The organism is Actinomycetospora sp. ABD4_176, assembly GCF_056311855.1.
The window spans coordinates 1536480-1561317 of sequence record NZ_CM149974.1; the positions used below are offsets into that span (position 1 = coordinate 1536480).

23 protein-coding genes are annotated in these 24838 nt (G+C 76.1%); 12 read left to right on the forward strand and 11 right to left on the reverse strand.

Annotation, left to right across the window (positions count from 1 at the left end; all coding sequences use genetic code 11):
• Positions 1–59 precede the first annotated feature (59 nt).
• Positions 60–1424 carry an L-lactate permease gene (locus tag ACYX4T_RS07530; RefSeq protein ID WP_476013931.1) on the reverse strand — a complete coding sequence of 455 codons (1365 nt, stop codon included), beginning with the start codon at positions 1422–1424 and terminating at the stop codon, positions 60–62.
• 131 nt (positions 1425–1555) lie between these two features.
• Between ACYX4T_RS07530 and ACYX4T_RS07535 the strand changes: the two genes are divergently transcribed.
• The 4 genes from ACYX4T_RS07535 to ACYX4T_RS07550 all read left to right on the forward strand — a co-directional run bounded on the left by ACYX4T_RS07535 (position 1556) and on the right by ACYX4T_RS07550 (position 6082).
• A complete protein-coding gene (locus ACYX4T_RS07535) occupies positions 1556–3031 on the forward strand; it encodes a peptide MFS transporter (RefSeq protein WP_476013932.1) in 1476 nt (491 codons plus the stop codon).
• Between the two features lie 99 nt (positions 3032–3130).
• Positions 3131–4288 (forward strand): acyl-CoA dehydrogenase family protein, encoded by a 1158-nt coding sequence (locus ACYX4T_RS07540; protein ID WP_476013933.1) that lies wholly within the window; start codon positions 3131–3133, stop codon positions 4286–4288.
• 96 nt (positions 4289–4384) lie between these two features.
• The gene (locus ACYX4T_RS07545; protein ID WP_476013934.1) at positions 4385–5566 is read left to right on the forward strand and encodes an acetyl-CoA hydrolase/transferase C-terminal domain-containing protein; all 1182 of its coding nucleotides are present in this window, start codon (positions 4385–4387) and stop codon (positions 5564–5566) included.
• A 108-nt stretch (positions 5567–5674) separates the two neighbouring features.
• Positions 5675–6082 (forward strand): hypothetical protein, encoded by a 408-nt coding sequence (locus ACYX4T_RS07550; protein WP_476013935.1) that lies wholly within the window; start codon positions 5675–5677, stop codon positions 6080–6082.
• Here the strand turns inward: ACYX4T_RS07550 and ACYX4T_RS07555 are convergent, their stop codons facing one another.
• Together ACYX4T_RS07555 and ACYX4T_RS07560 are read right to left on the reverse strand one after the other, a co-directional pair.
• Positions 6083–6364, reverse strand: coding sequence for a metal-sensitive transcriptional regulator (locus ACYX4T_RS07555; protein ID WP_476013936.1), 282 nt, complete (start codon positions 6362–6364; stop codon positions 6083–6085).
• Positions 6365–6393: 29 nt separating this feature from the next.
• Positions 6394–7650, reverse strand: a complete 1257-nt coding sequence (locus tag ACYX4T_RS07560) for a serine hydrolase (protein ID WP_476013937.1) — start codon at positions 7648–7650, stop codon at positions 6394–6396.
• 564 nt (positions 7651–8214) lie between these two features.
• Between ACYX4T_RS07560 and ACYX4T_RS07565 the strand changes: the two genes are divergently transcribed.
• Complete coding sequence (locus tag ACYX4T_RS07565) at positions 8215–10521, forward strand: heavy metal translocating P-type ATPase (RefSeq protein WP_476013938.1); 2307 nt, start codon at positions 8215–8217, stop codon at positions 10519–10521.
• 11 nt (positions 10522–10532) lie between these two features.
• On the forward strand, positions 10533–11549 hold the full coding sequence (locus ACYX4T_RS07570; RefSeq protein ID WP_476013939.1) for an aminotransferase class V-fold PLP-dependent enzyme: 1017 nt from the start codon (positions 10533–10535) through the stop codon (positions 11547–11549).
• On the opposite strand, the gene ACYX4T_RS07575 is transcribed toward ACYX4T_RS07570, so the two are convergent.
• Together ACYX4T_RS07575 and ACYX4T_RS07580 are read right to left on the reverse strand one after the other, a co-directional pair.
• Entirely contained in the window at positions 11546–13006 is a 1461-nt protein-coding gene (locus ACYX4T_RS07575; RefSeq protein ID WP_476015210.1) for an MFS transporter, read from the reverse strand. The genes ACYX4T_RS07570 and ACYX4T_RS07575 overlap by 4 nt on opposite strands.
• Positions 13007–13069: 63 nt before the next feature.
• Positions 13070–14038 carry a hypothetical protein gene (locus ACYX4T_RS07580; RefSeq protein ID WP_476013940.1) on the reverse strand — a complete coding sequence of 323 codons (969 nt, stop codon included), beginning with the start codon at positions 14036–14038 and terminating at the stop codon, positions 13070–13072.
• A 121-nt stretch (positions 14039–14159) separates the two neighbouring features.
• Between ACYX4T_RS07580 and ACYX4T_RS07585 the strand changes: the two genes are divergently transcribed.
• Positions 14160–14894, forward strand: a complete 735-nt coding sequence (locus ACYX4T_RS07585) for a M50 family metallopeptidase (protein ID WP_476013941.1) — start codon at positions 14160–14162, stop codon at positions 14892–14894.
• Positions 14895–14924: 30 nt separating this feature from the next.
• On the opposite strand, the gene ACYX4T_RS07590 is transcribed toward ACYX4T_RS07585, so the two are convergent.
• A complete protein-coding gene (locus ACYX4T_RS07590; RefSeq protein WP_476013942.1) occupies positions 14925–15731 on the reverse strand; it encodes a (2Fe-2S)-binding protein in 807 nt (268 codons plus the stop codon).
• A gap of 20 nt (positions 15732–15751) precedes the next feature.
• Between ACYX4T_RS07590 and ACYX4T_RS07595 the strand changes: the two genes are divergently transcribed.
• A complete protein-coding gene (locus tag ACYX4T_RS07595; RefSeq protein WP_476013943.1) occupies positions 15752–16048 on the forward strand; it encodes a hypothetical protein in 297 nt (98 codons plus the stop codon).
• Between the two features lie 99 nt (positions 16049–16147).
• A complete protein-coding gene (locus ACYX4T_RS07600) occupies positions 16148–17731 on the forward strand; it encodes a hypothetical protein (protein ID WP_476013944.1) in 1584 nt (527 codons plus the stop codon).
• An 8-nt stretch (positions 17732–17739) separates the two neighbouring features.
• On the opposite strand, the gene ACYX4T_RS07605 is transcribed toward ACYX4T_RS07600, so the two are convergent.
• Together ACYX4T_RS07605 and ACYX4T_RS07610 are read right to left on the reverse strand one after the other, a co-directional pair.
• Positions 17740–18237, reverse strand: coding sequence for a methylated-DNA--[protein]-cysteine S-methyltransferase (locus ACYX4T_RS07605; protein WP_476013945.1), 498 nt, complete (start codon positions 18235–18237; stop codon positions 17740–17742).
• A gap of 17 nt (positions 18238–18254) precedes the next feature.
• Positions 18255–18851, reverse strand: a complete 597-nt coding sequence (locus ACYX4T_RS07610; RefSeq protein ID WP_476013946.1) for a hypothetical protein — start codon at positions 18849–18851, stop codon at positions 18255–18257.
• Between the two features lie 101 nt (positions 18852–18952).
• Here ACYX4T_RS07610 and ACYX4T_RS07615 point away from each other — a divergent pair, with 101 nt between their 5' ends.
• Complete coding sequence (locus tag ACYX4T_RS07615) at positions 18953–19921, forward strand: GlxA family transcriptional regulator (protein ID WP_476013947.1); 969 nt, start codon at positions 18953–18955, stop codon at positions 19919–19921.
• Here the strand turns inward: ACYX4T_RS07615 and ACYX4T_RS07620 are convergent.
• Positions 19908–20843, reverse strand: coding sequence for a cation diffusion facilitator family transporter (locus ACYX4T_RS07620; protein ID WP_476013948.1), 936 nt, complete (start codon positions 20841–20843; stop codon positions 19908–19910). The two genes, ACYX4T_RS07615 and ACYX4T_RS07620, sit on opposite strands and share 14 nt — an antisense overlap.
• Positions 20844–20979: 136 nt before the next feature.
• Between ACYX4T_RS07620 and ACYX4T_RS07625 the strand changes: the two genes are divergently transcribed.
• Positions 20980–21612 (forward strand): class I SAM-dependent methyltransferase, encoded by a 633-nt coding sequence (locus ACYX4T_RS07625; RefSeq protein ID WP_476013949.1) that lies wholly within the window; start codon positions 20980–20982, stop codon positions 21610–21612.
• Complete coding sequence (locus ACYX4T_RS07630) at positions 21609–23204, forward strand: Na+/H+ antiporter (protein WP_476013950.1); 1596 nt, start codon at positions 21609–21611, stop codon at positions 23202–23204. Before ACYX4T_RS07625 ends, ACYX4T_RS07630 begins: the two co-directional genes overlap by 4 nt.
• A 77-nt stretch (positions 23205–23281) precedes the next feature.
• On the opposite strand, the gene ACYX4T_RS07635 is transcribed toward ACYX4T_RS07630, so the two are convergent.
• Both ACYX4T_RS07635 and ACYX4T_RS07640 read right to left on the reverse strand, forming a co-directional pair.
• Positions 23282–23848: a hypothetical protein gene (locus tag ACYX4T_RS07635; RefSeq protein WP_476013951.1), complete on the reverse strand. Its 567-nt coding sequence runs from the start codon at positions 23846–23848 to the stop codon at positions 23282–23284.
• Entirely contained in the window at positions 23845–24756 is a 912-nt protein-coding gene (locus tag ACYX4T_RS07640) for a cation diffusion facilitator family transporter (RefSeq protein WP_476013952.1), read from the reverse strand. The genes ACYX4T_RS07635 and ACYX4T_RS07640 overlap by 4 nt, the downstream gene beginning before the upstream one ends.
• Between the last annotated feature and the right edge of the window lie 82 nt (positions 24757–24838).

A 24838-nucleotide genomic window follows, 5' to 3' on the forward strand; every position in this document is an offset into this window, starting at 1 on the left:
CCGCGATCCCCGTTCGGGTGAAGAGTCGCCGAACGGTTCGCCCCGCTCCCCCGTCGCGATCAGCCGGATACGACCATCCAGCCCAGTACCGGCGTCGACTGCAGCAGTACCAGCACGCACATCCCCGCCAGGAACACGAGGCTCCACACCAGCACGCGCCGCAGGATCTCGCCCTCCCGCCCGCTCATCGACACCGCCGAGGCGGCGATCGCGAGGTTCTGCGGCGAGATCATCTTGCCGAGGACGCCGCCGGAGCTGTTGGCCGCCGCGAGCAGGATCGGGTCGAGACCGGCACCGCGTGCCGCGGTGACCTGCAGCGACCCGAACAGCGAGTTGGCCGAGGTGTCCGAGCCCGTCACGGCGACGCCCAGCCAGCCCAGCACCGGCGAGAGCACCGCGAAGAACCCGCCGGTCTCCGCGAGCAGCCCGCCCAGGGTCAGCGTCTGTCCCGAGGTGTTCATGACGTAGGCCAGCGCCAGCACGGCCATGACCGTCACGATCGCCGTCCGCAGCTGCACCAGCGTGCGGCCGTAGGCGGCGACGGCCGTGCCGGGCCCGACCCGCAGCACGAGGGCGGTGATGATGCCGGCGATGAGCAGGATCGTGCCCGCGGACTCCAGCCAGTTGAACGTGAACGCCTGCGTCGAGACGGGCCGCCCCGCCTCGGTGAGGACATCGAGCCCGGGCCAGTCGAACTTCACCGTCGTGGCGCTCAGGGCGTCGTCGACCGCGGGGATCTGCTGCAGCGAGAACAGCAGGATGATGATCAGGTAGGGCGCGTAGGCGAGGAGCACGTCCCGGCGGGTGTCCCGGCTGTGGTCGTCGTGGTCGGAGCCCGCGGGGGCGTCGGTGCCGGTCGCGCCCGTCCCGGCCCCGGTGCCGCCTCCGCCGGCCGAACCGCCGCCGGCCACGCCCACCGACTCCCGGGCGTCCTGCGACGCGTCCTCCGTCACCGCGCTGCGCCGCGGCGGGCGGGCCCGGACCAGCAGGACCACCGCACCCGCCGCGAGCAGGGCGGCGACGATGTCGGTGAGGGCGAGGGAGATGTAGTTGGACGTCACGAACTGCGCGACGCCGAAGACGACCCCGGCGACGAGCGCCACCGGCCACGTCTCCCGCAGCCCCCGGGCGCCGTCGACGAGCGCGACGAGGACGAACGGGACGAACACGGCGAGGATCGGGGTCTGCCGCCCGACCATCGCGCCGAGGGCCTCCTCGGGCAGCCCGGTCACCGACGCGAGCGTGGTGATCGGGACGGCGATCGCGCCGAAGGCGACCGGTGCGGTGTTGGCCACCAGGGCCACCACGGCGGCCTTGAGCGGGGTGAATCGCAGGGCCATGAGCATGACCGTGCAGATCGCGACCGGGGTGCCGAAGCCGGCGAGCGCCTCGAGCAGGGCGCCGAAGCAGAAGGCGATGATCACCGCCTGGACCCGCTGGTCGTCGGAGACCGACCCGAAGGACCGCGCGTGAGCCGCAGGGTGCCCGTTCCGCAAGTGTCAAATCTCGGTGAGGTGGCTGGCGATCGCGCTCCGCGAGGAGCACCCTGCTCTCCGTGACGACGACCCCCGAGGGAACGACAGCGACGACCGGCTCCACCGACCGACGCTTCTTCGGTCATCCCCTGGCGCTGGGCACCGTGTTCTCGGTCGAGCTGTGGGAACGCTTCTCGTTCTACGGCATGCAGGCCGTCATGGCGTACTACCTGTACTACGCCGTGGCCGAGGGCGGTCTCGGGCTCCCCGAGGAGTCCGCGACGAGCGTCATCGGGGCCTACGGCGGCCTGGTGTACCTCGCCGCGGTCGTCGGCGCGTGGGTCGCCGACCGCCTGCTCGGCGCGGAGCGGACGCTCTTCGTCTCCGCGGTCATGGTGATGGCGGGCCACCTCGGCCTCGCCCTCCTGCCCGGGATCACCGGCGTCGCGGTCGGCCTCGTGCTGGTCGCGCTCGGCAGCGGCGGGGTGAAGACGGCGGCGACGACGGTCGTCGGCTCGCTCTACGACCGCAACGACCCGCGCGCCGACGCCGGCTTCTCGATCTTCTACATGGGCGTCAACATCGGTGCACTCGTCGGGCCGCTGCTGACCGGCCTGACCCAGGAGCTCGCCGGCTTCCACTGGGCCTTCGGCCTCGCTGCGATCGGCATGGCGATCGGGCTGACGATCTACACCCTCGGCCGGCGCGGGCTCCCCGGCAGCGCCGCGATCGTGCCCAACCCGCTGCCGGCCGGCGCCTGGGTGCGCCCGGCACTGATCGCGGTCGCCGTCGTGGTGCTCGTCGCGGTCGGCTTCGCCACCGGTGTCCTCTCGGCGGCCTCGCTGTCGACGAGCGTCGCGATCGTCGTCGCCCTGATCGCGATCGCGATCTTCGCGATCCTGCTGTCCAGTCCGAAGACGGACGGCGACGAGCGCAGCCGTGTGCGGGCGTTCATCCCGATGTGGCTGGCCAGCGTGGTGTTCTGGTCGCTGTTCCAGCAGCAGTTCACGGTCGTCACGCTCTACTCCGACACGCGCCTGAACCGGGACCTGTTCGGCTGGGAGATGCCGATCGCCTGGGTGAACTCGATCCAGCCCTTCTGGGTCATCGTGCTCGCCCCGCTGTTCGCGCTGCTGTGGACGAAGCTCGGCGACCGGGCCCCGTCGACCGCGGTCAAGTTCGCCCTCGGCGCCGGCGTGATGGGCGTCGCGTTCCTGCTGTTCCTGCCGTGGGCCGGCGGCGGCACGAACACCACGCCCGTCCTCGCGATCGTGGGCATCCTGCTGGTGTTCACCCTCGCCGAGCTCAACCTCTCGCCGGTCGGGCTCTCGCTGTCGACCCGCGTCGGGCCGGCGGCGTTCCGCAACCAGACGGTGGCGCTGTTCTACCTGTCGGTCTCGCTGGGCTCGGCCCTCTCGGGCACGCTCGCCGGCTTCTACTCCGCCGAGACCGAGGGTGCCTACTTCGGCGTCATCGGCGGCGCGGCGATCGTGCTGGGTCTCGCCCTGTTCGCCCTGAGCCCGTGGATCCGCCGCGCGATGCGGGGCGTCCGGTAGCCGCCGGGTGGGCGCCGCGCGGGAGGTCGCGTGACTCCTGTCGTGGGCTGGTCCCCGCAGGACGGCGCAGCCCCGCGCAACGTGACACCGTGTCCCGCCATGGAGGCCTCCGACTTCGCCGACGTCCTGACCTCGGTCCGCGAGTTCGTCCGCGAGCAGGTGGTGCCGCGCGAGGACGAGATCGAGGCGGCCGACGAGGTCCCGGAGAAGCTGCGCGAGCAGTGCAAGGCCATGGGGCTCTACGGCTTCGCGATCCCCGAGGAGTACGGCGGCATCGGGCTGTCGATGGCCGAGGAGGTCGAGCTCGCCATGGAGCTCGGCTGGACGACGCCGTCGCTGCGCTCGCTGTTCGGCACCAACAACGGCATCGCCGGCCAGGTGCTGCTCACCGGCGGCACCGCGGAGCAGAAGGCCGAGTGGCTGCCGCGGCTGGCCACGGGTGAGGTCGTGGCGTCGTTCGCGCTCACCGAGCCCGACGCCGGCTCCGACCCGTCGTCGCTGACGACCAGGGCGGTGCGGGACGGCGACGACTTCGTGATCACCGGGGCCAAGCGCTGGATCACCAACGCCCCGCTGGCCGACGTGCTCATGGTCTTCGCGCGCACCGATCTCGACGCGCCCCCGGCCAAGGGCATCTCGACGTTCCTCGTGCCCACGACGTCCGCCGGGGTCTCGTTCTCGGAGCACGACGCGAAGATGGGCCAGCGCGGCTCGTGGACCTGCGAGGTCTACCTCGACGACGTCCGGGTGCCGGCGTCGCACCTCGTCGGGGGCGAGGAGGGCCTGCACCGCGGCTTCGTCACCGCCATGCGCTGCCTCGCGCACGGGCGCCTGCACATCGCCGCGCTGTGCACCGGGATGTCGGCGCGCCTGGTCGAGGAGATGCGCCTGTTCGCCACCGAGCGCGAGCAGGGCGGGCACAAGATCGCGGCCTACCAGCTCGTGCAGGGCCTCGTGGCGGACTCCGTCACCGACTGGCACGCCGGCCGCGCGCTGGTCCGCGAGGCCGCGCGGGCCTACGACGACGGCTCGGACACCACGATGGGCCCGTCGACGGCGAAGTACTTCTGCTCCGAGGCTGTCGGGCGGATCGCGGACCGGGCGGTGCAGGTGCACGGCGGCTCGGGCTACATGCGCGGCGTGCCGGTGGAGCGCTTCTACCGCGACGCCCGCCTGTTCCGGATCTACGAGGGTACGAGCCAGATCCAGCAGGTGATCATCGCGCGAGGCCTGCTCGGGAGCGCGGCGCGCGGCTGAGTCGGGGAGCAGCGAGGGTCACCCTCGCTGCCTCCCACGCAGCGAGGGTGACCCTCGCTGCCCCTCCGCCCGCGTCCCCTGCTTGGATCGGAGATCATGGCGCTCGACGGCGGCATCCTCGCGGGACTCGTCCGGCCCGGTGCGCGCATCGCGCTGGCCGACGGCACGGGCAGCCCGCGTGCCGCGTACCCGCTGCTCTCCGAGCTCGCCCGCGAGCGCGGCGACCTGCGCCTCGTCACCGGCTGGCTGCCCGGCGCCCCCGACGGGCTCGACCTCGAGGCGTTCGCCGACGCCCGCTCGGTCATGCCCGGCTGGGGCCTGCGCAAGGCCGTGGACGCCGGGCACGTGCGGGCGGTGCCGGCGCGCCTGTCGGCGGTGCCGGCGCTGGTCGCGGGCCCGCTGCGCCCCGACGTCCTCGTGGTGTCCGCCGCCCCCGGCCCGGTGGGCCCGGTGCTCGGCGCCGAGGTGGGCTGGGTCCGCGCGGTGATCGACCTCGGCGTGCCGCTCGCCGTCGTGCTCGACCGCGGGCTGCCCCGGGCCGCGTCCGGGCCGCCCCTGCCCGACGCGCAGGTCTTCGTGCTCGGCGAGGTCGACGACGGCCCGCACGTCGTCCCCTCGGGGACGCCCAGCGCCGAGCACGCCGCGATCGGGCGCCACGTCGCGGGCCTGCTCACCGACGGGGTACGCCTGCAGTGGGGTCCCGGGCAGCTCGGCGCGGCCGTCGTCGACGGGGTGCGGGCGGCCGGGGTGCGGGTGCGGACCGACTCGGGGCTGCTCGGTGACGGGGTCGTCGCCCTCGACGAGGCGGGCCTGCTCGTCGGCGAGCCCGTCGCCGCCTACCTCGTCGGCACCGCCGCCCTCTACGGCTGGGCCGACGCCCGCGGGCGCGCCGGGCGCCCGGTCGTGCACCGCATCGAGCACACGCACGACCCGAGCCGGCTGTCCGCCGACCCGCCGCTCGTGGCCGTCAACACCGCGGTGGAGATCGACCTCGACGGTCAGGTCAACGTCGAGGGCACGGCGAACGCGCTGGTCGGGGGCATCGGCGGGCACCCCGACTACGCCGCCGCCGCGGCGCGCTCGCCCCGCGGGCTCTCGGTCGTGGCGCTGGCGTCGCACCACCGCGGTCGTTCCACGCGCGTCGAGCGGCTCTCCCGCCCGGTGACCACGGGCGCGCACGACGTCGACGTCGTCGTCACCGAGCACGGGGTCGCGGACCTCCGGGGTCTGGACCGCGCCGAGCGCCGCCGGGCGCTCGACCCGCTGTTCCCCGGCTGAGCGTTCCGCGGCGATCCGGCAGCTCGGTGGCCGGGGATGGGGCCGCCTAGGCTGGGTACGCCTGCCCGACCGCACGCGTTCACCCCGCCGACCCCCGGAGGACACCCCATGGCCGACGGCACCACCCTGCCCGCCACCCGCGCCCACCTCGCGGCCGTGCCGGACGGGTCGGCGACGCGCACGCCGCCGCTGCCCTCCGAGACCGGTCCGGAGCCCGCGGAGGCGCCGGACCTCCTCGCCGCGCTGGACCGCGGGGACGAGGAGGCCGTGAAGCTCTGGGTCCGGGCCCACACGCCCGAGGCGTCGAGCCTGCTGCTCTACGGGCTCTACCTGGGCGCGGGGGTCGTCGGGCTGGTCGAGTGGCCGTCGGTGCTCCTGGCGATGCTCAGCCAGCTCGTCGTCGACCGCCGGTTCGGGGGCGTCGAGGCCCTGGCCGCCGAGCTCCGGGCCCGCATCGAGGGCACAGTGGGCACGGTGAGCACGGGGAGCACAGCCGGCACACCCGCCCGCACCTGATCAGGAGCGCACGAGGCGGGCGATCGCCGCCGAGGCCTCCTGGACCTTCTCGGCCGCCTCCTCGTCGCCGGCCTTCGCGGCGTCGACGACGCAGCCGCCCATGTGCTCCTCGAGCAGCCCGAGCGCGACGTTCTGCAGCGCCCGCGTCGCCGCCGAGACCTGGGTGAGGACGTCGATGCAGTACTTGTCGTCCTCGATCATGCGGGCGATGCCGCGGACCTGTCCCTCGATCCGGCGCAGCCGCCGCAGGTGGTCGTCCTTGTGGTCCGCGTAGCCGTGCATGACCCTCCTCGCGCCGGGTGCATCCGAGGCTACCGGGCGTCGGGCACCGGTCCGAGCCGCGCGCGCACGGCACCCGCGGCGGCGTTGACGACCTGGCGGGCCTGGTCGTAGCCCGGCGGCTGGCTCGTGAGCACCGCGACCATGTAGCGCCCGTCGACCACGCCCGCCGAGTGCACCTCGGCGCGCCCGGCGATGCAGCACATCCAGCCCTGCTTGACCGGGGTGCGGCCGTCGAGGAACCCGAAGGCCTGGTCGAAGCCGTCGCCCGCGATCCGCACGGCCTGGCCCATCGAGCCGAGCACGAGGTCGCGGTCGGGCGGCGGCAGCTCGACCTGGATGTGGCGCAGGAGCTTGGCCATGTCGCGCGGCGAGGTCTGCACCTCGCCCCACTGCGACGTGTCCTCCGGCGGGCTCGTGTCCTCGAGGCCGATCGCCTCGGTGACGCGCGTGATCGCGCCCGGCCCGTCGTACTGGGTCCACAGGGCGTTCATCGCCGGGTCGCTGCTCGAGCTCAGCGCGGCGCGCACGAGGCGCAGGTCGCGCGCGCCGAGGGTCATCTCGCCGTCGCGCTGGCGCGCCAGCATGTCGACGACGACGAAGAGCTTGGCGAGCGAGGCGGTGTCGAAGCGCTGGTCGCCGCCGGAGCCGGGGGCGAGCTCGCCGGTCGCGGTGTCGATGGCCGCGACGCCGACCGTGGCGCCGTTCTGCGCGCCCGCCTCCTCACCGGCGGCGACGGCGGCGGCGAGGTCGATCCGCGGCGCGTCCGGGGCGGTCGCGGGGCCGACCGACTCGACCGGCTCGTCGCCACCGGGCAGTTCCGCGAGGAGGCGGTCGGCCGAGGCGAGCGGGTCCGTGGTGCCCGTCGAGACCGTGTCGACGGTGATCATCGTGCCCGCGGCGAGGGCGCCGACCACCGCCGCGCCCAGCCCGCGGGCCAGGCCGCGGCGCCGGGGGGCAGGCGCGGCAGGCAGCGCGGCCGCGGCAGCCGTGCGGCTCGCCCTCGTCGTGCCGGTGCGCGCGCTGCCCTGCGCCCGGTGGCCGCCGGTGACCGGGCGGTCGGCCGTGGCGGCGCGCTCGCCGCGGCCGGCCCTGTCGGTGGTGCGCGGCGTGAGCGGGACGGGCAGGCCCGGCGCGGTCCCGGTGGCGCCGCGGCGGCGCGGGATGTCCGGGGGCTCCGGGTCGCCCGTGTGGGCCGGTGCGGGGCGGGCCGGGGCGGGCCGGGACGGGGCGGGGCGAGCCGGAGCGACGTCCGGGCGCCCGTGACGGCCGGACGGGCTGGGATCCACGCCGGGGGGCGGCGCACCCACGGCACCCACGGCGGCCGCGGCTCCCCCGGCGTGCCGACCGCCGTGCCGTGGCCCGGCGGGCGGGGCGGGTGCCGGAGCGGGGGCCCCGAGCCCGTACCCGGGAGCCCCGTGACGCCCCCCGGGCGCGGGCGGGGGCGGTCGCATGCCGGGCCCCGCGTCGGGGGCACCCGGGCGGTGGCGCGCGGGTGGCGCGACGTGGGTCGCGTGGGCCGTCGGGGCCGGGTGCCGCCGGACGGGTGGCGGCGGTGTGAGCACGGCGACCCCGGTGCCGGCCCTGTCCGCCCCGTCCGCCGTGGGCTCCTCGGGCGCGGCGGGCGCGGCGCGATGGCGCGGCGGCGCGGCGACGGGCCCGCCGGAGCCGGGCGGACGGGGGTGTCCCGGTGGTCCGTCCGACCCCGACCGCGGCGGCGGCCGGTGGGAGGTCACGAAAGCATCACACCACTCGCGTTCGCGTGACGTGCAACCGACCCACCACGCGAGGGTGGACGACGTTTGACAGCCATACCCCCCAGGGGTATTTATGCGGACGGAGGAGGGAGTCCGATGAGTGCACCGCCCGTCGCGCCGGCGCCCGAGCACGTCGAGCTGGCCATCAGCGGGATGACGTGCGCGTCCTGCGCCGCGCGCATCGAACGGCGGCTGACCAGGCTGGACGGCGTCCGGGCGAGCGTCAACTACGCCACCGCGACCGCGACGGTCGAGCACCCGGCGTCGGTCCCCGTCGACGACCTCGTGGCGACGGTCGAGAAGCTCGGCTACGGCGCCGTGCCACCCGCGCCCCCCGCCGCGGGGTCCGCCGAGCCCACCGAGGACACCGACCCCGGCCCCTCCCCCGACGACCGCCACGCCGACGTCCTGCGGACCCGCCTGCTGGTCAGCATCGCGCTGAGCCTGCCGGTGGTCGTGCTCGCGATGGTGCCGGCCTGGCAGTTCACGAACTGGCAGTGGCTCTCGGCGATCCTCGCCGCCCCCGTCGTCGTGTGGGGCGGGCAGGACGTGCACCGCGCGGCGTGGACGAACCTGCGCCACGGCGCGGCCACCATGGACACGCTGGTCTCGGTCGGCACGCTGGCCGCGCTGGCGTGGTCCTTCTACGCCCTGTTCCTCGGCGGCGCCGGCATGCCGGGCATGACCCACCCGCTCTCGCTCACCGCCGGCGGCGGCACAAACGCGATCTACCTCGAGGTCGCGGCCGGGGTGACGACGTTCGTGCTGGCCGGACGCTGGTTCGAGGCCCGCGCCAGGCGCCGCGCGGGCGACGCCCTGCGGGCGCTGCTCGGCCTCGGCGCGAAGGACGTCGCCGTGCGCCGCGACGGGCGCGAGGAGCGCGTCCCGGTGACCCGGCTGGTCGTCGGCGACGAGTTCGTCGTGCGCCCCGGCGAGACGGTCGCCACCGACGGCGTGGTGATCGAGGGCCGCTCGGCGCTCGATGCGAGCGCGATGACCGGCGAGTCGGTCCCGGTCGAGGTCGGGCCGGGCGACGCCGTCAGCGGCGCGACGGTGGCCGTCGGGGGCCGGCTGGTCGTGCGCGCCACCGCGGTCGGCGCCGACACCCAGCTCGCCCGCATCGCGCGTCGCGTCGCCGAGGCGCAGAACGGCAAGGCCGCCGCGCAGCGCCTGGCCGACCGCGTGTCCGCGGTGTTCGTGCCCGTCGTGCTCGCGCTCGCCCTCGGCACGCTCGCCGTGTGGCTGCTCGCGGGCGGGGGCGCCTCGGCGGCGTTCACCGCGGCCGTCGCCGTGCTCATCATCGCGTGCCCCTGCGCCCTGGGGCTGGCCACGCCGACCGCGCTCATGGTCGGGACCGGTCGCGGCGCGCAGCTGGGCATCCTGCTGCGCGGCCCCGAGGTGCTGGAGTCCACGCGCCGCGTCGACACCGTCGTCCTCGACAAGACCGGCACCGTGACCACCGGCGAGATGCGGCTCGCCCGCACCGTGGCGCTACCCGGCGTCGACTCCGGCGAGCTGCTGCGCCGCGCCGGCGCGCTCGAGGACGCCTCGGCCCACCCGGTCGCTCGCGCGGTCGCCGACGCCGCGCACTCCCGCCTGGGCGACCTGCCCGCGGCCGTCGACGTCGTCAGCCGCGACGGGCTCGGCATGACCGGCACGGTGGAGGACCGCGCGGTGGTCGTCGGCCGGGCACGGCTGCTCGAGCAGCACGGGGTCGCGGTCGACGGGCTCGCCGAGGCGCTGACCGCCGTCGAGGCGAGCGGGGCGACGCCGGTGGCCGTCGCCTGGGCCGACGACGAGGGCGTGCTGCGCCCTCGCGGCGTCCTGGGCGTCTCCGACACCGTCCGCCCCGCCTCCGCCGACGCCGTCGCCGCGCTGCACGGGCTCGGCCTGCGCACGGTCCTGCTCACCGGCGACCACGAGACGGTCGCCCGGGCGGTCGCCGACCAGGTCGGGATCGAGACCGTGGTCGCCGGCGTGCTGCCCGAGCAGAAGGCCGACGAGGTGGCACGCCTGCAGGACGCCGGCGCCGTGGTGGCGATGGTCGGCGACGGGGTCAACGACGCCGCCGCCCTGGCCCGCGCCGACCTCGGGCTCGCGATGGGCACCGGGTCGGACGCCGCGATCGAGGCCGGCGACCTGACGCTGGTCCGCGGCGACCTGACCCTCGTCCCCGACGCCCTGCGCCTCGCCCGGCGCACCCTGCGCACCATCGAGGGCAACCTCTTCTGGGCGTTCGCCTACAACACGGCCGGACTGCCCCTGGCCGCCCTCGGCCTGCTCAACCCGATGATCGCCGGCGCCGCGATGGCGTTCTCCAGCGTCTTCGTCGTCGGCAACAGCCTGCGGCTGCGCCGGTTCACCCCGCGGGGAGGGGCGCGCGAGCACCCCGTCGATCACTAGCATCGCCGATCGTGCGAGAGGCGTTCGGCACGACCTTCGACGTCGACGGTGTCTACCTCAACACCCCGTCCATCGGGCTGCCGCCGCAGCCGGTGGTGGCCGCGGTGAGCGACGCGGTCACGGCCTGGGGGCGGGCGGAGACCTCCGCCCCGCAGTTCGACGCCCCGGTGGCGACGGCGCGGTCGGCCTTCGCGCAGCTCGTGGGCGTGCCGACGTCGTCCGTGGTGCTCGGGACCGTCGTCTCGGGGCTGCTCGGGCTCGTCGCGGCGTCGCTGCCGCCGGGCGCCCGGGTGCTCACCGCCGACCGCGAGTTCACCAGCGTCACCTTCCCGTTCGTCGCGGCCGGGCACGAGGTCGTCGAGCTGCCCCTCGACGAGCTGCCCGAGCGCACCCGCGCGGCCGACGTCGTCGCGGTCAGCGTGGTCGCGTCGGCCGACGGGGCGATCGTCGACCTCGACGCCCTGCGCGCCGAGGTCGGGCCCGACACGCTGATCGTCCTCGACGCCACCCAGTCGCTGGGCTGGCTGCCCGCCGACCTGTCGTGGGCCGACGTCGTCGTCGCCGGCGGCTACAAGTGGCTGCTCTCGCCCCGCGGCGCGTCCTGGATGGCGCTCTCGGACCGCCTCGCCGAGCGGATCGCCCCCGTCCAGTCCGGCTGGTATGCGGGCGGCTGGGACGCGATCTACGGCCTGCCGCTGCGCCTGCACCCCGACGCGCGCCGCTTCGACCTCTCCCCGGTCTGGCTCGCGCAGGTCGGCGCGGCCGTCGCCCTGCCGTGGCTCGCCTCGCTCGACGCCGCCGCGGTCCGCGACCACGCGGTCGGCCTCGCCAACCGCGTCCGCGCGGGCCTCCACCTGCCGCCCGCCGAGTCGGCCATCGTCTCCGTGCGCCACCCCGACGCCCCCGACCGGCTCGGCCGCGCCGGCGTGCGCTGCGCGGTCCGCGGCGGGGCCGTGCGCCTGGGCTTCCACCTGCACAACACCGAGGACGACGCCGACGCCGTGGTCGAGGCGGTCCGGGCCTCCTAGGAGACCTCGTCGCGCGGGTACTGCTGCGGCGCGGCGATGCCGCAGTGCGGGCAGTCCTCGGTGCGGAACCGCGTCGGCGGCGGCTCGGCCGCGCGCCGGGGCCGCAGCAGCACCGCCGAGAGCACCGCGCCCGCGGCGAGCAGCCCCGCGGCGATCGTCATCGCGTTCGCGAAGCCCGCCGCGAAGGCGGGTGGGTCGGTGTAGTCCTGACCCGAGATGCCGGCGACGGCGGGGATGAGCGCGACGGCGAGCAGGCCTGCCGCGCGGGCGATGGCGTTGTTGACCCCCGACGCGATGCCGACGTGGCGGTCGTCGGCGGAGTCGAGGACGGTCGCGGTGAGCGGGGCGACGGTGCCCGCGAGCCCGAGGCCGAAGAGCACCACGGGGGGCAGCACGTCGGTCAGGTAGGACGCGTCGGGCCCGATGCCGCGCAGCCACAGCATCCCGGCGGCCGCGAGCAGGAGCCCGATCGTCATCGGCCAGCGCGGCCCGATCCGCTGGGCGAGGCGCCCGGACCGCGCCGAGAGCACCAGCATGATCACGGTGATCGGCAGCGTCGCCGTGCCGGCCGCGAGCGGGCTGAACCCGGCCACGACCTGCAGCTGGAGCACGACGAGCAGGAAGTTCACGCCCAGCGCCCCGTAGACGAGCAGCGTGATGATGTTCGTGCCGGTGAACCGCGCGTTGGCGAACAGCTCGCCGGGCACGAGCGGCGCCCGCGACCGGCGCTCGACCAGCACGAACCCGATCAGCGCGAGCACCCCGACGGCACCGGCGACGACCGCCGACACCGCGGAGCCGCCCTCGCCCGCGGCCGTGAGCGCCCAGGTCAGGGCGCCGAGGCCCGCGATGCCGAGGACCGTCCCGGGCACGTCGAGGTGCTGCACGGCCTGCGGGTCGCGCGACTCGGGCACGTGCCGGACCGCGACCGCCACCACGACCGCGGCGAGCGGGAGGTTGATGAGGAAGACCGCCCGCCAGGTCCACTCGACGAGCCAGCCGCCGAGGAACGGGCCGACCGCTCCCGCCACGCCGCCCAGGCCCGACCACGCCCCGATCGCCGCCGCCCGGTCCTCGCCGTGGAACGACGCCGAGATCAGCGCGAGGCTGCCCGGCGTCAACAGCGCCCCGCCGACGCCCTGCAGCGCGCGCCCGGCGATGAGGAACTCGACCGACGGCGCGAGCCCGCACAGCGCCGACGCCACGGCGAACCACACGACGCCGATGAGGAAGATCCGGCGACGGCCGAAGCGGTCCCCCAGCGAGCCGCCCAGCAGGATCAGGCCGGCGAGGGTCAGCGTGTAGCCGTTCACCGTCCACTGGAGGGCCGCGAAGCTCGCGTCGAACTCGGAGCCGATGCGCTCCAGGGCGATGTTCACCACCGTCGAGTCGAGCATCGCGAGCCCCGACCCGAGCACGGTCGTCAGCAGGATCCAGCGGCCACGGGCGGTGCCCATGCGGACGATCTCGGCGCCGGGGCGTGACCCCGCGGTCTCCGTCACCCGATCAGCATGACCGCTTCACTGGTAGGTGACGAGGTCCGGTGGCGGTGAGAGCGCGAGCGTGTCGGACGGCGAGAGCATCGGGGTGTCCTCGTCGTAGAAGAGCTTGAACCCCGGATGGAGCTGCCGCGGGCGCTGGAGCTGCGCGTACTTGCCGCGCTTGGTCTCCGGCGCCCCGAACCCGTCGATGTGCTGCACCACCGCGAGGCCCTCCGGCGTCGCCAGCCGCTCCGGCTCGGTGATCATCGATGCGGTGAACTGGTGCAGGACGAACAGCTTCTCGGGCAGCCGCCCGTCGGCGACGATGCCGGCCAGCCAGTCGGCGACGGCGTTGACCTCCGCCGCGGCCACCCCGCCGATGACCTCGCCCGGCACCTCGCCCGGGTCCATCCGCCACTCGGGGTCGAGGGCCAGGCCGACGTCGGGCTCGCGCAGCAGGGGCTCCCAGACGCGGGCCGCGGTGAGGAAGTCGCTGGTGCCCGGCTGCACGTCGAGGATCAGCAGCTGGCGGCGGGCCCGCGCGGCGTCGAGGTAGGCGCGCGCCTCGTCGAGGGTGATGTCGGTGGAGTAGTCGCCGTCGGGGCCCGGCGCGTCGTTGGCCACGGTGGCGATCAGCTCCATCGCGGGCAGGACGGAGCGGTCCGGCGTGGCGAACGCGGCGGCGGCCTCCTCGAGCCGCGTCCCCGCCTGCTCGGGGGTGCCCTCCCCCAGGACGCCGAGCGCGTCGGTGCCCGCGGTGCCGTAGAAGGCGACGACCCGGTGCCGCGGGAAGATCTCCGTGCCGCCGCGGGGCAGCTCGCGGACGGGCGAGGGGACGGCGGCGGGTCCGGTGGCGGGCCCGGTGGCGGGCCCGGCGGCGGGCGGGGCCGGTGGCGGGGCCTCCAGCCGCGGCTCGCCACGGGCCGGGGCGGCGCAGCCGGTGATCGCGAGGGCGAGGGCCGTGAGCAGGGTGAGCAGGACAGGACGACGGGCGCGGCAGCGCGGCACGAAGGGTCCCCCGACGGTCGTGAGCGTTCTCGAGTGACGCTAGGTGCTGATGTGACGCAAGGCGATCCGCCGAGGAGGCGGACCCGTGACCGTCGGGGCTCGGCGCTACCGTGCACCCATCGTGACGACCGGCCCCGCGACCGCCCTCGAGCTCCCCTTCGACGGCCTCGACCAGCTCAGCACCGGCCAGACGCAGGCCACCCTGGTGATCCTCGGTGGTCTCGTCGCCCTGCTCGTCGTCGGCGTGCACGGCTCGTGGCGGCTCGCGCGCAACGTCGTGACCATCGCCCACGAGGGCGGCCACGCCCTGGTCGCCATCTGCTCCGGGCGGACGCTGACGAAGATCCTGCTGCACTCCGACACGTCCGGGGTGACGGTGTCGAAGGGGCGCCGCGACGGTCCGGGGATGGTCGCGACCGCCGCCGCCGGCTACGCGACGCCGCCGCTGCTCGGGGTGGCCGCGGCCGCGCTCGTCGCGGCCGACGCGATCTCGGGGATGCTCGTGATCGCGGTCATCCTGCTGCTCGCGACGCTCGTCCTCATCCGCAACGCCTACGGCGTGCTCTCGGTGGTGCTCACCGGGGCGGTGTTCGTCGTCGTCGCGGCGTACGGCTCGGCGAACGTCCAGTACGGGTTCGCGTGCTTCGTGACGTGGTTCCTCATCGTCGGCGGCCTGCGCACGGTGCTCGAGGTGCAGCGCAAGCGCTCGCGACGTCGCGCGCCCGACTCCGACGCCGACCAGCTCGAGCGCCTCACCGGCGTCCCCGCCGGCGGCTGGGTGGCCCTGTTCCTGCTGGTCGGCGTGTTCTCACTGCTCGCCGCCGGGCGCCTGCTCGTGGTGTGGCCGCCGATCTGATGGCGCCGATCTGAGCCGCTGCCCGGCCCCTCAGCGGCCCTGCAGCACGCAGTCGCCGCACATCCCGCCGCCGGGCACGCGGTAGTAGAGGCAGCAGGTCGTCCGGCGGAAGCCGAGGCCGCTGGGGTGGCCGGGGTCGGGGACGAAGACCCCGAGCCCGGCGAACGGCTCCCGGGCGAGCACCCCCCGCGCGAGGGCGAGCGCGGCGGCGTGCCGGTCCGGGCGGGCGGCGCCGAGGACCCGCACGGCCCCGCCCAGCGCGCCGGCGGCGTTGCCCCACAGCACCCGCGCCGACACCGACGCCCGCGCGCGGATGCCCGCGACGAGGGGCGCGACGTGCTCCCCGGCCAGGGCGCGCGCGAGCAGCGCGGCCGCCCCGGGGTCGTCGGGCGGGCCGAGCTCGACGCCCGCGAGCCGCTCCGGGTCCACCCACAGCGGCACGGGCCCGCCGGGCCACGGTCGGGCGTGGAGCGCGGTCGCCGGCGAGAGGTCGGGCAGCACGCCGGCCGCGGCGGCCGCGAGCAGCACCGACACCGACCGCGACACCACCGACTGCGCCAGCAGCGACGCCGCGACCCGCCGGTCGGCGCCGAGGCCCTCGGCGACCTGGTCGAGGCGCTCCCCCACCGGGTCGGGACCGTCCTCCGGCACCGCCACGAGCTCGGCGAGCGGGCGCCACGAGGGGTCGGCGGACTCCTCGGCCCGCGTCGAGATCGCGAAGAACCCGTCGACGGCGTCGACCTCCGCGAGAACCGTCCGGACCCGCTCGGTGTCGGCGTGCGGAGCAGCACGGGAGGCGGTGACGTTGCCCTGTCCGTCGGTCGTCTCCCTGCTCACGAGCGCCCATGCTGGCGGACATGACCGCCGCGAGCACGCGCGGCCGCGCGCCCCGCCCGGCGCGCTTCACCTTCTGGGTGGACCGGGCGGGCACCCTCGGCCCGGTCCTGCTGCGCTACGACCTGCGCGGCGGCGGCGCGCGCCGGGGCGCCCGGCTCGGGGTCGACGGCCGCTGGCACGCGAGCACCGCACCCGAGACCCTGATGTGGCTGGGCACCGGCTCCGGCGAGTCGGTCACCCTCGAGGAGGCCCGCGTGATTGCCCGCCGGCTCGGCCTCGGCGACGCCGACCTCACCGACCCCCGGGTCCTCCCCTGACCACGCCCCGCGTGCGTCCGATCACGCTGGGCCACACAGAGGGCGGACCGGGGAGGTCGCTCCTCAACCGTTCGGTCCCGTTCCGTTAGGTTCGTCGCCATGCTCGACTCCGGCGCCCGCATCGCCGCCGCCTTGCTCCCCGTGGGGATCCCCGTCCTCGTGGGGCTCGTGGTGGCCGTGCTCCGCCGCCGGACGATCCCCGCGGTGGCGACACCGGCCATCGCCGGGCTCGCGGTGCAGCTGCTCGTCACGCTGATCTCGACGTTCCTCGTGGCCGAGACGTCGCTGCACGTCTTCGGGCTGTCCGACCAGGCTCTCCTGCCGCTCGCGAGCGCCCTCGGGCTCGTGCTGATCCTGCTGCAGGTCGTGTCCTGGACGCTGCTGCTCATCGCGCTGTTCCGCCGCCTGCCCGCGGGGCCCGAGGACCGCACCCCGACCGGCCGGCACGCCCTGCTGGACGACCGGGGCGACCAGGTCGTCGCCGACGCGGGCACCGTGCTGCTGCCGGTCGGTGCCGCCGCCGGGGCGGCGGGTGCGGGCGCCGGCCTCGGCGCCGCCGCGACCGCCACGCCGGGCGTCCCGGACCTCGCCCCGCCGACCGGTCCCCTGCCCGCGGCCGGTCCGGGCCGGCCCGACGGCCCCGGTGGTGGTCCCGGTGGTCCCGGTGGCTACGGCGCCCCCGCGAGCTCGCCCCTGCCGACGATCACGCGGCCGGGACTCGTGGGTCCGCCGCCCGGTCGCGGCCCGGCCGGCCCGCCGCCCTTCGCCGCACCCGCCCCGACCGTGGGACCGCGGGACGAGGAGCCGGACGACACGGTCGAGGACGCGCCCGAGGGTCCCGACCCCGCCGACCCCGCCGACCTCGCCACGTCCGGGCCCGGGGGCACCGGGGATGCCGGCCCGGCCGGCGAGTCCCGCGACCCCGATGACGAGCGCCGTCCCGGCGACCTCCAGGACGGCCCGGCCCCGGCGCCGGGTGGTGACGGGGCCGACGGGGCCGACGGGGCCGACGGAGCCGACGGGGCCGACGGGGCCGACGGGGCCGACGGGGCCGACGAGGACCCCGAGACCACCGAGTACCCGGGCTACCCCGAGGGCGTCGCGGGCACGGTGGCTCCGGGGGCTCCGGGTGTGCCGACGCCCGGAGCGTCCACGACGAGCGACACCGGCGCGGAGCTCGCGCAGGACGACGACCTCCCCGCCACGACGGGCACGACCACGGCCGACGCGTCGGTTCCCGAAGCATCCGGGGCGGGTGGCCCGGGCCGGGGTGGCTCGACCCCGGCCGACGCGTCGATCACCGACGGCTCCGCCGCGGCCGACGCCGAGTCCCCGGCCGGCGAGGATGTCGACGAGGAGCCCGCCGCGGACGCCGACGGCATCGACGACGCCGAGGAGACCCAGGAGACCGACGACGTCGAGGACGCCGAGGACGCCGAGGACGTCGGCGATACCGGCACCGCCGGGGACGAGCCGGACGCTCGGGACGGGTCCGACGACCCCACCACGACCGGCACCGACGGCACCGGCAACGGCTCCCCGACCCCGACCCCGAGCCCGACCCCGAGCCCGACCCCGGCGGGTGCGGGCGCCGGCGCCCCGGCCGGCCACCCCTGGTTCGACCCCGACGGCGAGGCTGCCGCGCGGCGCGCGGCACAGGCCGGCACCGGCGAGGGGCGCTGACCGGGCGTTCAGGACCCGGGGTCGCCGACCAGCACCCCGGCCTCGAGGTCGAGCAGCGCCCGCTTGCGCTCCACTCCACCGGCGTAGCCGGTGAGCGAGCCGCCCGCGCCGACCACCCGGTGACAGGGCACGACGATGCTGACCGGGTTGCGGCCGTTGGCGAGGCCCACGGCGCGGACCGCGGTCGGCTGCCCGATCGCGGCCGCGAGCTCGCCGTAGGTCACGGTGGCGCCGTACGGGATCTCCCGCAGCGCCGCCCACACGCGCTCCTGGAACGGGGTGCCGCGCAGCTGCAGGTCCAGGTCGAAGGCGGTCAGCCCGCCGGCGAAGTACGCGGCGAGCTGCTCGCGCGCGGCGGGCAGGCCGTCGTCGTCGCGGTCGCCGAGGGTGCCGGCGGCGGGGCCGTGCCGGTGCCCGGTCATCGACAGCCCGGAGAGCACGCCGTCGTCCGCGCGCAGCGTCAGCGGACCGAGGGGGCTCTCCACCACCGTGTGCGTGACGGTCACGCCGCCCATGGAACCACTCACACGAGGACGGCGAGGACGAGCACCACGAGACCGGCGGGCACGTCGAGCGCGACGCAGAACTCGGCGAGCGCCGGCGGGACCTGGTCGCGGTGCCGGCGGAGGTGCCAGAGGTCCCACGCACCGTGGGCCATCAGCGTCAGCGCGGCGAGCACCAGACCCGGACCCGCGGGGAGCGCCAGCGCCACCAGCGCCACCACCCCGTAGCCCACGAACCCCGCCGTCTGGCGCCGGAGGGCGGGGCGGGCGACGCCGCGCGCGACCCCGAGGACCACCAGCGCGACGCCCGTCAGCACGGTCACCAGCACGGGCGACACGTCGAGCAGCCGTGCCGCCACCACCAGCGCGGTCGCCACGCCCACCCACGCCCACGCCGCCCCGGGGCGGCCGAAGGCCGCGGCGGCGACGTAGCAGGACGCCGCGATCACGACGATCAGCGCGGGGTCGGCGGCGCTGTTGGGGCCGGTGAGGGTGCTCGCGGCGGCCGCGAGCAGACCGACCGCGATCGGCCACCGCCGGGCCAGCGCCCGGAGGAGGGAGCCGTGGGCCGCGTGGGTCTCGTGGGTCGTGCCGGACGTCGTGTCGTGGGTCGTCATGGCGCGGAGCATGGCGGCCGTTCGGTACCCCCAGGGGGTACCGGCCAGGGTGTGTCCGGAATCCTGCGGAAGGGGTCCGGCGGGACACGGTGCGCGCTACGGTGCCGGGCGTGGGCGTGACGGTCATCGTGGGCTACGAGGACGCCGAGCTGCTCGACGTCGCCTGCGTCAGCTCCACCGTCTCGACGGCGAACGACCTCGGCGCCGACCCGGCCTACGCGGTCACGCTGCTGACCCCCGGCGGGCACGCGATCACCTGCCGGCCCGGCCTGCGCCTCGACGCGCACGGAGCGCTCGAGCAGTACACGGGCGCGGTGGACACGCTGGTCGTGGTCGGCGGCCTCGGCAGCCCCCGGGCCGCGGGCGACCCCGTCCTCCTCGCCCACGTCCGCCGCCTGGCCCGCGACGCCCGGCGGGTCACGTCGGTGTGCACCGGAGCGAGCATCCTGGCCGCGGCCGGCCTGCTCGACGGTCGCCGCGTGACGACGCACTGGCGCTTCGCCGGCGAGCTCGCCCGGGCGCACCCCGAGGTGCACGTCGACCCCGACCCGATCTTCGTCCGCGACGGGCGGATCGCCACCTCGGCCGGCGTCACCAGCGCCCTCGACCTCGCCCTGTCCTTCGTGCACGAGGACCACGGGCCGGCCCTCGCCCGCCGGGTCGCCCGAGCGCTCGTCACCTACCTGCAGCGACCCGGCACCCAGGCGCAGATGAGCGTGCACGTCGCCGCCCCGGCACCCGCCGACGACGTCGTGCGCGGGGTGGTCGACCACGTCGCCGGGCACCTCGACGGCGACCTCGGTGCCGCCGCGCTCGCCGCCCGCGCCGGGGTCAGCGAGCGCCACCTCACGCGCCTGTTCCGCACCCACCTCGGACGGACGCCGGCCGAGCACGTGCGCCGCGCCCGCACCGAGGCCGCCGCCACGCTCGCGGCCACCACGGACGTCCCGCTCGCGCGCGTGGCGGCGCGCTGCGGCTTCCGGTCGACCGAGACGATGCGGTCGGCGTTCCTCGACGTCTACGGCCGGACACCGTCCGAGCACCGCCGGGCGTTCGTCAGCGCCGTCTGACGCCCTCGGCGGCGGGCAGGGGCGAGCAGGCCTCCTCGTGCCCGGCGTGCTCGACGGCCTCGATCTGCAGCGTGCTGTGGTGCAGGCCGAAGCGGTCGCGCAGCAGGGTCGAGGCGCGGTCGAGCACGCCGTGCTCGCCGCAGTCGGCGGTCGTGCAGCCCTCCTCGGAGATCACGAGGTGGGCGGAGACCGCGGGGCTGCGGTCGTTGATCGACCAGGCGTGCAGGTCGTGCACCTCGGCGACGCCCTCGACCTCGAGCAGCGCCGCGCGGACGTCGTCGACGTCGATGCCCGCCGGGGTGCCCTCGAGCAGGACGTGCCCGGTCTCGCGCAGCAGCCCGACCGTGCGCGGCAGGAGGATCGCGACGATGACGAGCGAGGCGACGGTGTCGGCGTGGACCCAGCCCGTGGTCAGCGTGACGACCGCGGCCACGAGCACCGCGACCGAGCCGAGGGCGTCGCCGAGCACGTGCAGGGCGGCCGCGCGCACGTTCATCCCGCCGCCGCCGCGCCGCAGCACGGTCAGCGAGACGAGGTTGCCGACGAGGCCCACGAGGCCGTAGAGGAGCAGGCCGGCGCCGGGCACGTCGGTGGGCGAGGCGATCCGCTCGACGGCCTCGACGGCGACCCACACCGTGACCCCGAGGAGCAGGACGGCGTTGAGCGCGGCGCCGAGCACCTCGGCGCGCCCGAGCCCGAAGGTCCGCCGCCGCGACGGGGGCCGCGCGGCGAGGCCGGAGGCGATCAGCGCGGTGGCGAGCGCGACGAGGTCGGTGCCGACGTGGCCGAGGTCGGCGAGCAGGGCGAGCGAACCGGTGACCACCGCGCCGACCGCGCCCACCACCGCCACCAGCGCGGTGACGCCGAGCGCGAGACCGAGGCGCCGGCGGTCGCTGCCGGCACCGCCGTGTCCGTGTCCCACGGGGCCGACCATACATGCACGGATGTGCATGCGACACGCGACGGGCCGCACCCCCGGCGTCGCCCGGGCCGGTGTCCCGCGGGCGGGCCCACCACGCACACCACACCGGCACCTCACGCGGTCCTAGAGTGTGCCGGTGCCCGACAATCCCTGGCTCGCGGTCACCGGCGGCACGGCCGGGCCGGGCTACGCCGCCCGCTTCGCCGACCTCGCGGCGCAGGGCGAGGACCTCGACGGCGAGGCGCGCCGGGTGCACGCGCTGCTGGGCGCACAGCCGAGCGACGTGCTCGACGCGGGGTGCGGCACCGGGCGGGTCGGGATCGCGCTGGCGCGGCTCGGGCACCGGGTCGTCGGCGCCGACCTGGACGCCTCGATGCTCGACCAGGCCCGGGCCGCGGCCCCCGACATCGACTGGCGCCTCGTCGACCTCACCGAGCTGCACCTCGACCACCCCGTCGACGCCGTGGTCGCCGCGGGCAACCTGTGGCCGCTGCTCACGCCGGGCACCCACGCCGCGGTGATCGAGGTCCTCGCCCGGCACCTGCGCCCGGGCGGCATCCTCGTCGCCGGGTTCGGGCTCGACGCCGAGCATGTGCCCTTCACGCTGCCCGACGGCGTCCCGTTCCCGACCCTGGCCGCCTACGACGACGCCTGCGCCGCCGCCGGCCTGCGGCTGGTGACACGGACGGCGGACTGGGACGGCGCCGAGCCCTACACCGGCGGCGGCTACGCGGTCAGCGTGCACGCGCGCTCCGGCGGCGATCGGTGACCGGGACCGACCCGCGGGCCCTGCTCGTCGTCTTCGTCGTCGCGCTCGGCGTCTCGGCGGTCGCCCGCCGCTTCTCGGTGTCCGCGCCGCTGCTGCTCGTCGTCGTCGGGCTCGCGGTGTCGTTCGTCCCGGGCGTGCCGTCGGTGCCCCTCGACCCAGACCTCGTCCTGTTCCTCGTCCTCCCGCCGCTGCTCTACTCCGCGGCGCTGGAGAGCTCGACCCTGCGGCTGCGCGAGAACCTGCGGCGCATCAGCCAGCTCGCCGTCGGGCTGGTCGTGTTCACGACGGCCGTGGTCGGCATGGCCGCGTGGCTGCTGGTGCCCGAGCTGCCGTTCGCGAGCGCGCTGGTGCTGGGCGCGGTCGTCGCGCCGCCGGACGCGGTGGCCGCGGCGTCGATCGGGCGCCGGCTCGGCCTGCAGCGGCGGATCATGACGATCCTCGAGGGCGAGAGCCTGCTCAACGACGCGACGGCGCTGACCCTGTTCCGGGTCCTGCTCGCCGCGGCGCTCGCGACGACGACGGTGGGCACCGGGGCGACGATCCTCGCCGGGCTCGAGGAGTTCGCGCTGGCCGCGGTCGGCGGCGTCGCGATCGGCGGCGCGGCGGGCTGGCTGCTGCACCGCGTGCGCCTGAAGCTCCGGGACGGCGTGCTGGAGAGCTCGGTCGGGCTGCTCGTCCCGTTCTCGATCTACCTGCTCGCCGAGGAGCTGCACACCTCCGGCGTGCTCGCCGTCGTCGTCGCGGGCCTCTACCTCGGGCACAAGGCCACCGAGGCCGGCTACGCCACCCGCCTGCAGGACCAGGCCGTGTGGAAGGCGCTCGACACCCTGCTCGAGGCGCTGGTGTTCGCGCTGATCGGGCTGCAGCTGCGCATCGTCGTCGACGGCCTGGGCGACGACGCCGGGCGGATCCTGCTCGTCTCTCTGGCCCTGCTCGGCGTGACGATCCTCGCCCGCTTCGCCTGGGTCTACCCGACGATCTACCTCCCGCGCCTGCTCCCGCACGTCCGACGACGACGGCCGGCGGTGTCGTGGCGGGTGCCCTTCGTCATCTCGTGGGCGGGGATGCGGGGCGTGGTGACGCTCGCCGCGGCGTTCGCCATCCCCCACGGCGGCGACACCGGCCCGGCGATGCCCGGCTACAACGTCGTCGTCTTCGCGGCGTTCGTCGTCACCGTCGGCACCCTGCTGCTGCAGGGCCTCACGCTGCCGGCGATCATCCGGCGCCTGCAGGTGCAGGACAAGGGCGCCCAGCGCGACGTCCTCGACGAGGCCCAGGTCAAGCAGGCCGCCGCCGAGGCCGCGCTGCACCGCCTCGACGAGATGAGTGACGACAGCACCCCGACGCACGTCACCGAGCAGCTGCGCACGTGGGCCCAGCACCGCGCGAACGAGCCGTGGGAGCGCCTCGGGCGCCCCGACGAGGAGATCGGCGAGGCGCCCTCGGTGGTGTTCAACCGCCTGCGCCGCGGCATGCTCGGCGCCGAGCGCGAGACGTTCGTGCGCTTCCGCGACATGGGCCGCATCGACGAGAGCATCCTGCGCGACATGCTCCGCGGGCTCGACTACGAGGAAGCGATGCTGGACCGGTAGCGACCCTGTCGAGGACCACGGTCTCCTGCGGCGAGGCGCGCGTCGGCACCCCCACCTCGCTCAGGAAGCCGCAGGAGTCACTCGACCGGCGCAGCCGCGCGCACGCGTACCTCGACCGGCATGGCCAGGAGCGCGTCCAGCACCCGGTGCTCGCGGCGCAGCGGCAGGCGCGCGAAGAAGAACAGGTCCAGCGGGTACCAGAGCCCGACCCAGGCGATGACGAGGAAGACCCCGTTGCCCAGGACGTCCTGGAAGAACGCGGGCACGTCGGGCTCGAGGAAGCCGGTGGAGAGCAGCAGGCCGACGAGGAAGAGCGGGATCCCCGGGCGCAGCGAGTTCAGGCCCTGGCGCCACAGCACCGCGCCCTTCCGCTCGCTGCGCTCGTTGCGGCGCACGCACCAGCGCCGCAGCACGGTCTGCAGGTGTGCGGCCGTCGCCGCCGGATCGGGTCCGGCCGTCGCGGGCGGCAGCGTCAGCACGACCCGGTCCTGACGTCCGGGCCGCCCGCGCGCCAGGAGCTCGTCGACGATCTCCTCGGCGCCCGGGACGGTGCGGGCGTCGGGGTCGTCCCAGAGTCCCGCCCGGTCGACGGCGACCAGGTCCTCGGGACGCGTCAGGTGCACGACGACCTCGCGCCCGCTCACAGGGCCCACCGCCGGTCGGTCGTGAACGCGACGACCACCGAGCGCTCGTGGCCCAGGGCCGCGAGCCGGTCGTGCAGGGCCTGCCGGACGACGTCGCCGTCGGCCACGGTGTGCACCGACGACCCCTCCCCCACCACGTAGTCCACCTCCACGTCGACGCGCGCCCCGACCTTCGACGCCCGCAGGAACGCCTCGGCCAGCCCGAACTCCTCGCGCACCGCCTCGACGGCGCCGTCGAGCTCGGCCCGGGTCTCCGCGGGCGGCGCCATCGCGAGGATCTCCCGCATGCCGCCGCCGATGAGACGCGCCGGGATGCGCAGGAACAGCAGCGACACCACGACGACCATCGCCGGGTCGACGTAGGCCGCGAGGTCCGGGCGCCCGGTGGCCACGAGCACCACCGCGACGACGAACCCGAGCAGCACGCCCACCGAGAGCAGCGTGTCGCCGAACCACTCGGCGGCCTCGGCCCGCACGAGGTCCGATCGCCCGCCCCGGCGCATGAGCACCGTGACGACGACGCCGGCGACCGTCGCGACGACCGCGTAGGCGAGCGCCCACCCCGTCGCGACCTCCCGGCCGCCCGCGACGAGGTCGGTGATCCCGCCGACCACGGCGTAGACGCAGAGGGCGGCGAGCGCGACGGCCTTGACCACCACGACGACGGGCTCCCAGGACTCCCGCCCCCACGGGTAGCGCTCGTCGGCCCCCTGCTGCGAGGTCCGCAGCGCGACCACCGCCAGCATCGAGAGCCCGATGCTGGCGAACGACGAGAGCCCGTCGAACACGATCATCGAGGAGCCGCTGAGCACCCCCCACACCGACGACACCACCGCGAACGCCGCCGACGCCCACACCGACAGGAGCAGCAGGCGCCGGTCGCGGCGCCCGGCCTCGCTCGTCTCCACGACGGTGATCGTGGCGGCCGCGCGGACCCACGTCGAGACGTTCGATCACCCAGAGGATTGTCATCGGCAGGCTCCCGACGGA

What these genes read in the sequence shown, in the direction of transcription:
- ACYX4T_RS07540 (WP_476013933.1), top strand. Translation starts at nt 3,131, where the DNA reads ATGGAGGCCTCCGACTTCGCCGACGTCCTGACCTCGGTCCGCGAGTTC.
- ACYX4T_RS07545 (WP_476013934.1), top strand. Translation starts at nt 4,385, where the DNA reads ATGGCGCTCGACGGCGGCATCCTCGCGGGACTCGTCCGGCCCGGTGCG.
- ACYX4T_RS07550 (WP_476013935.1), top strand. Translation starts at nt 5,675, where the DNA reads ATGGCCGACGGCACCACCCTGCCCGCCACCCGCGCCCACCTCGCGGCC.
- ACYX4T_RS07555 (WP_476013936.1), bottom strand. Translation starts at nt 6,364, where the DNA reads ATGCACGGCTACGCGGACCACAAGGACGACCACCTGCGGCGGCTGCGC.
- ACYX4T_RS07565 (WP_476013938.1), top strand. Translation starts at nt 8,215, where the DNA reads ATGAGTGCACCGCCCGTCGCGCCGGCGCCCGAGCACGTCGAGCTGGCC.
- ACYX4T_RS07575 (WP_476015210.1), bottom strand. Translation starts at nt 13,006, where the DNA reads ATGGGCACCGCCCGTGGCCGCTGGATCCTGCTGACGACCGTGCTCGGG.
- ACYX4T_RS07595 (WP_476013943.1), top strand. Translation starts at nt 15,752, where the DNA reads ATGACCGCCGCGAGCACGCGCGGCCGCGCGCCCCGCCCGGCGCGCTTC.
- ACYX4T_RS07600 (WP_476013944.1), top strand. Translation starts at nt 16,148, where the DNA reads ATGCTCGACTCCGGCGCCCGCATCGCCGCCGCCTTGCTCCCCGTGGGG.
- ACYX4T_RS07610 (WP_476013946.1), bottom strand. Translation starts at nt 18,851, where the DNA reads ATGACGACCCACGACACGACGTCCGGCACGACCCACGAGACCCACGCG.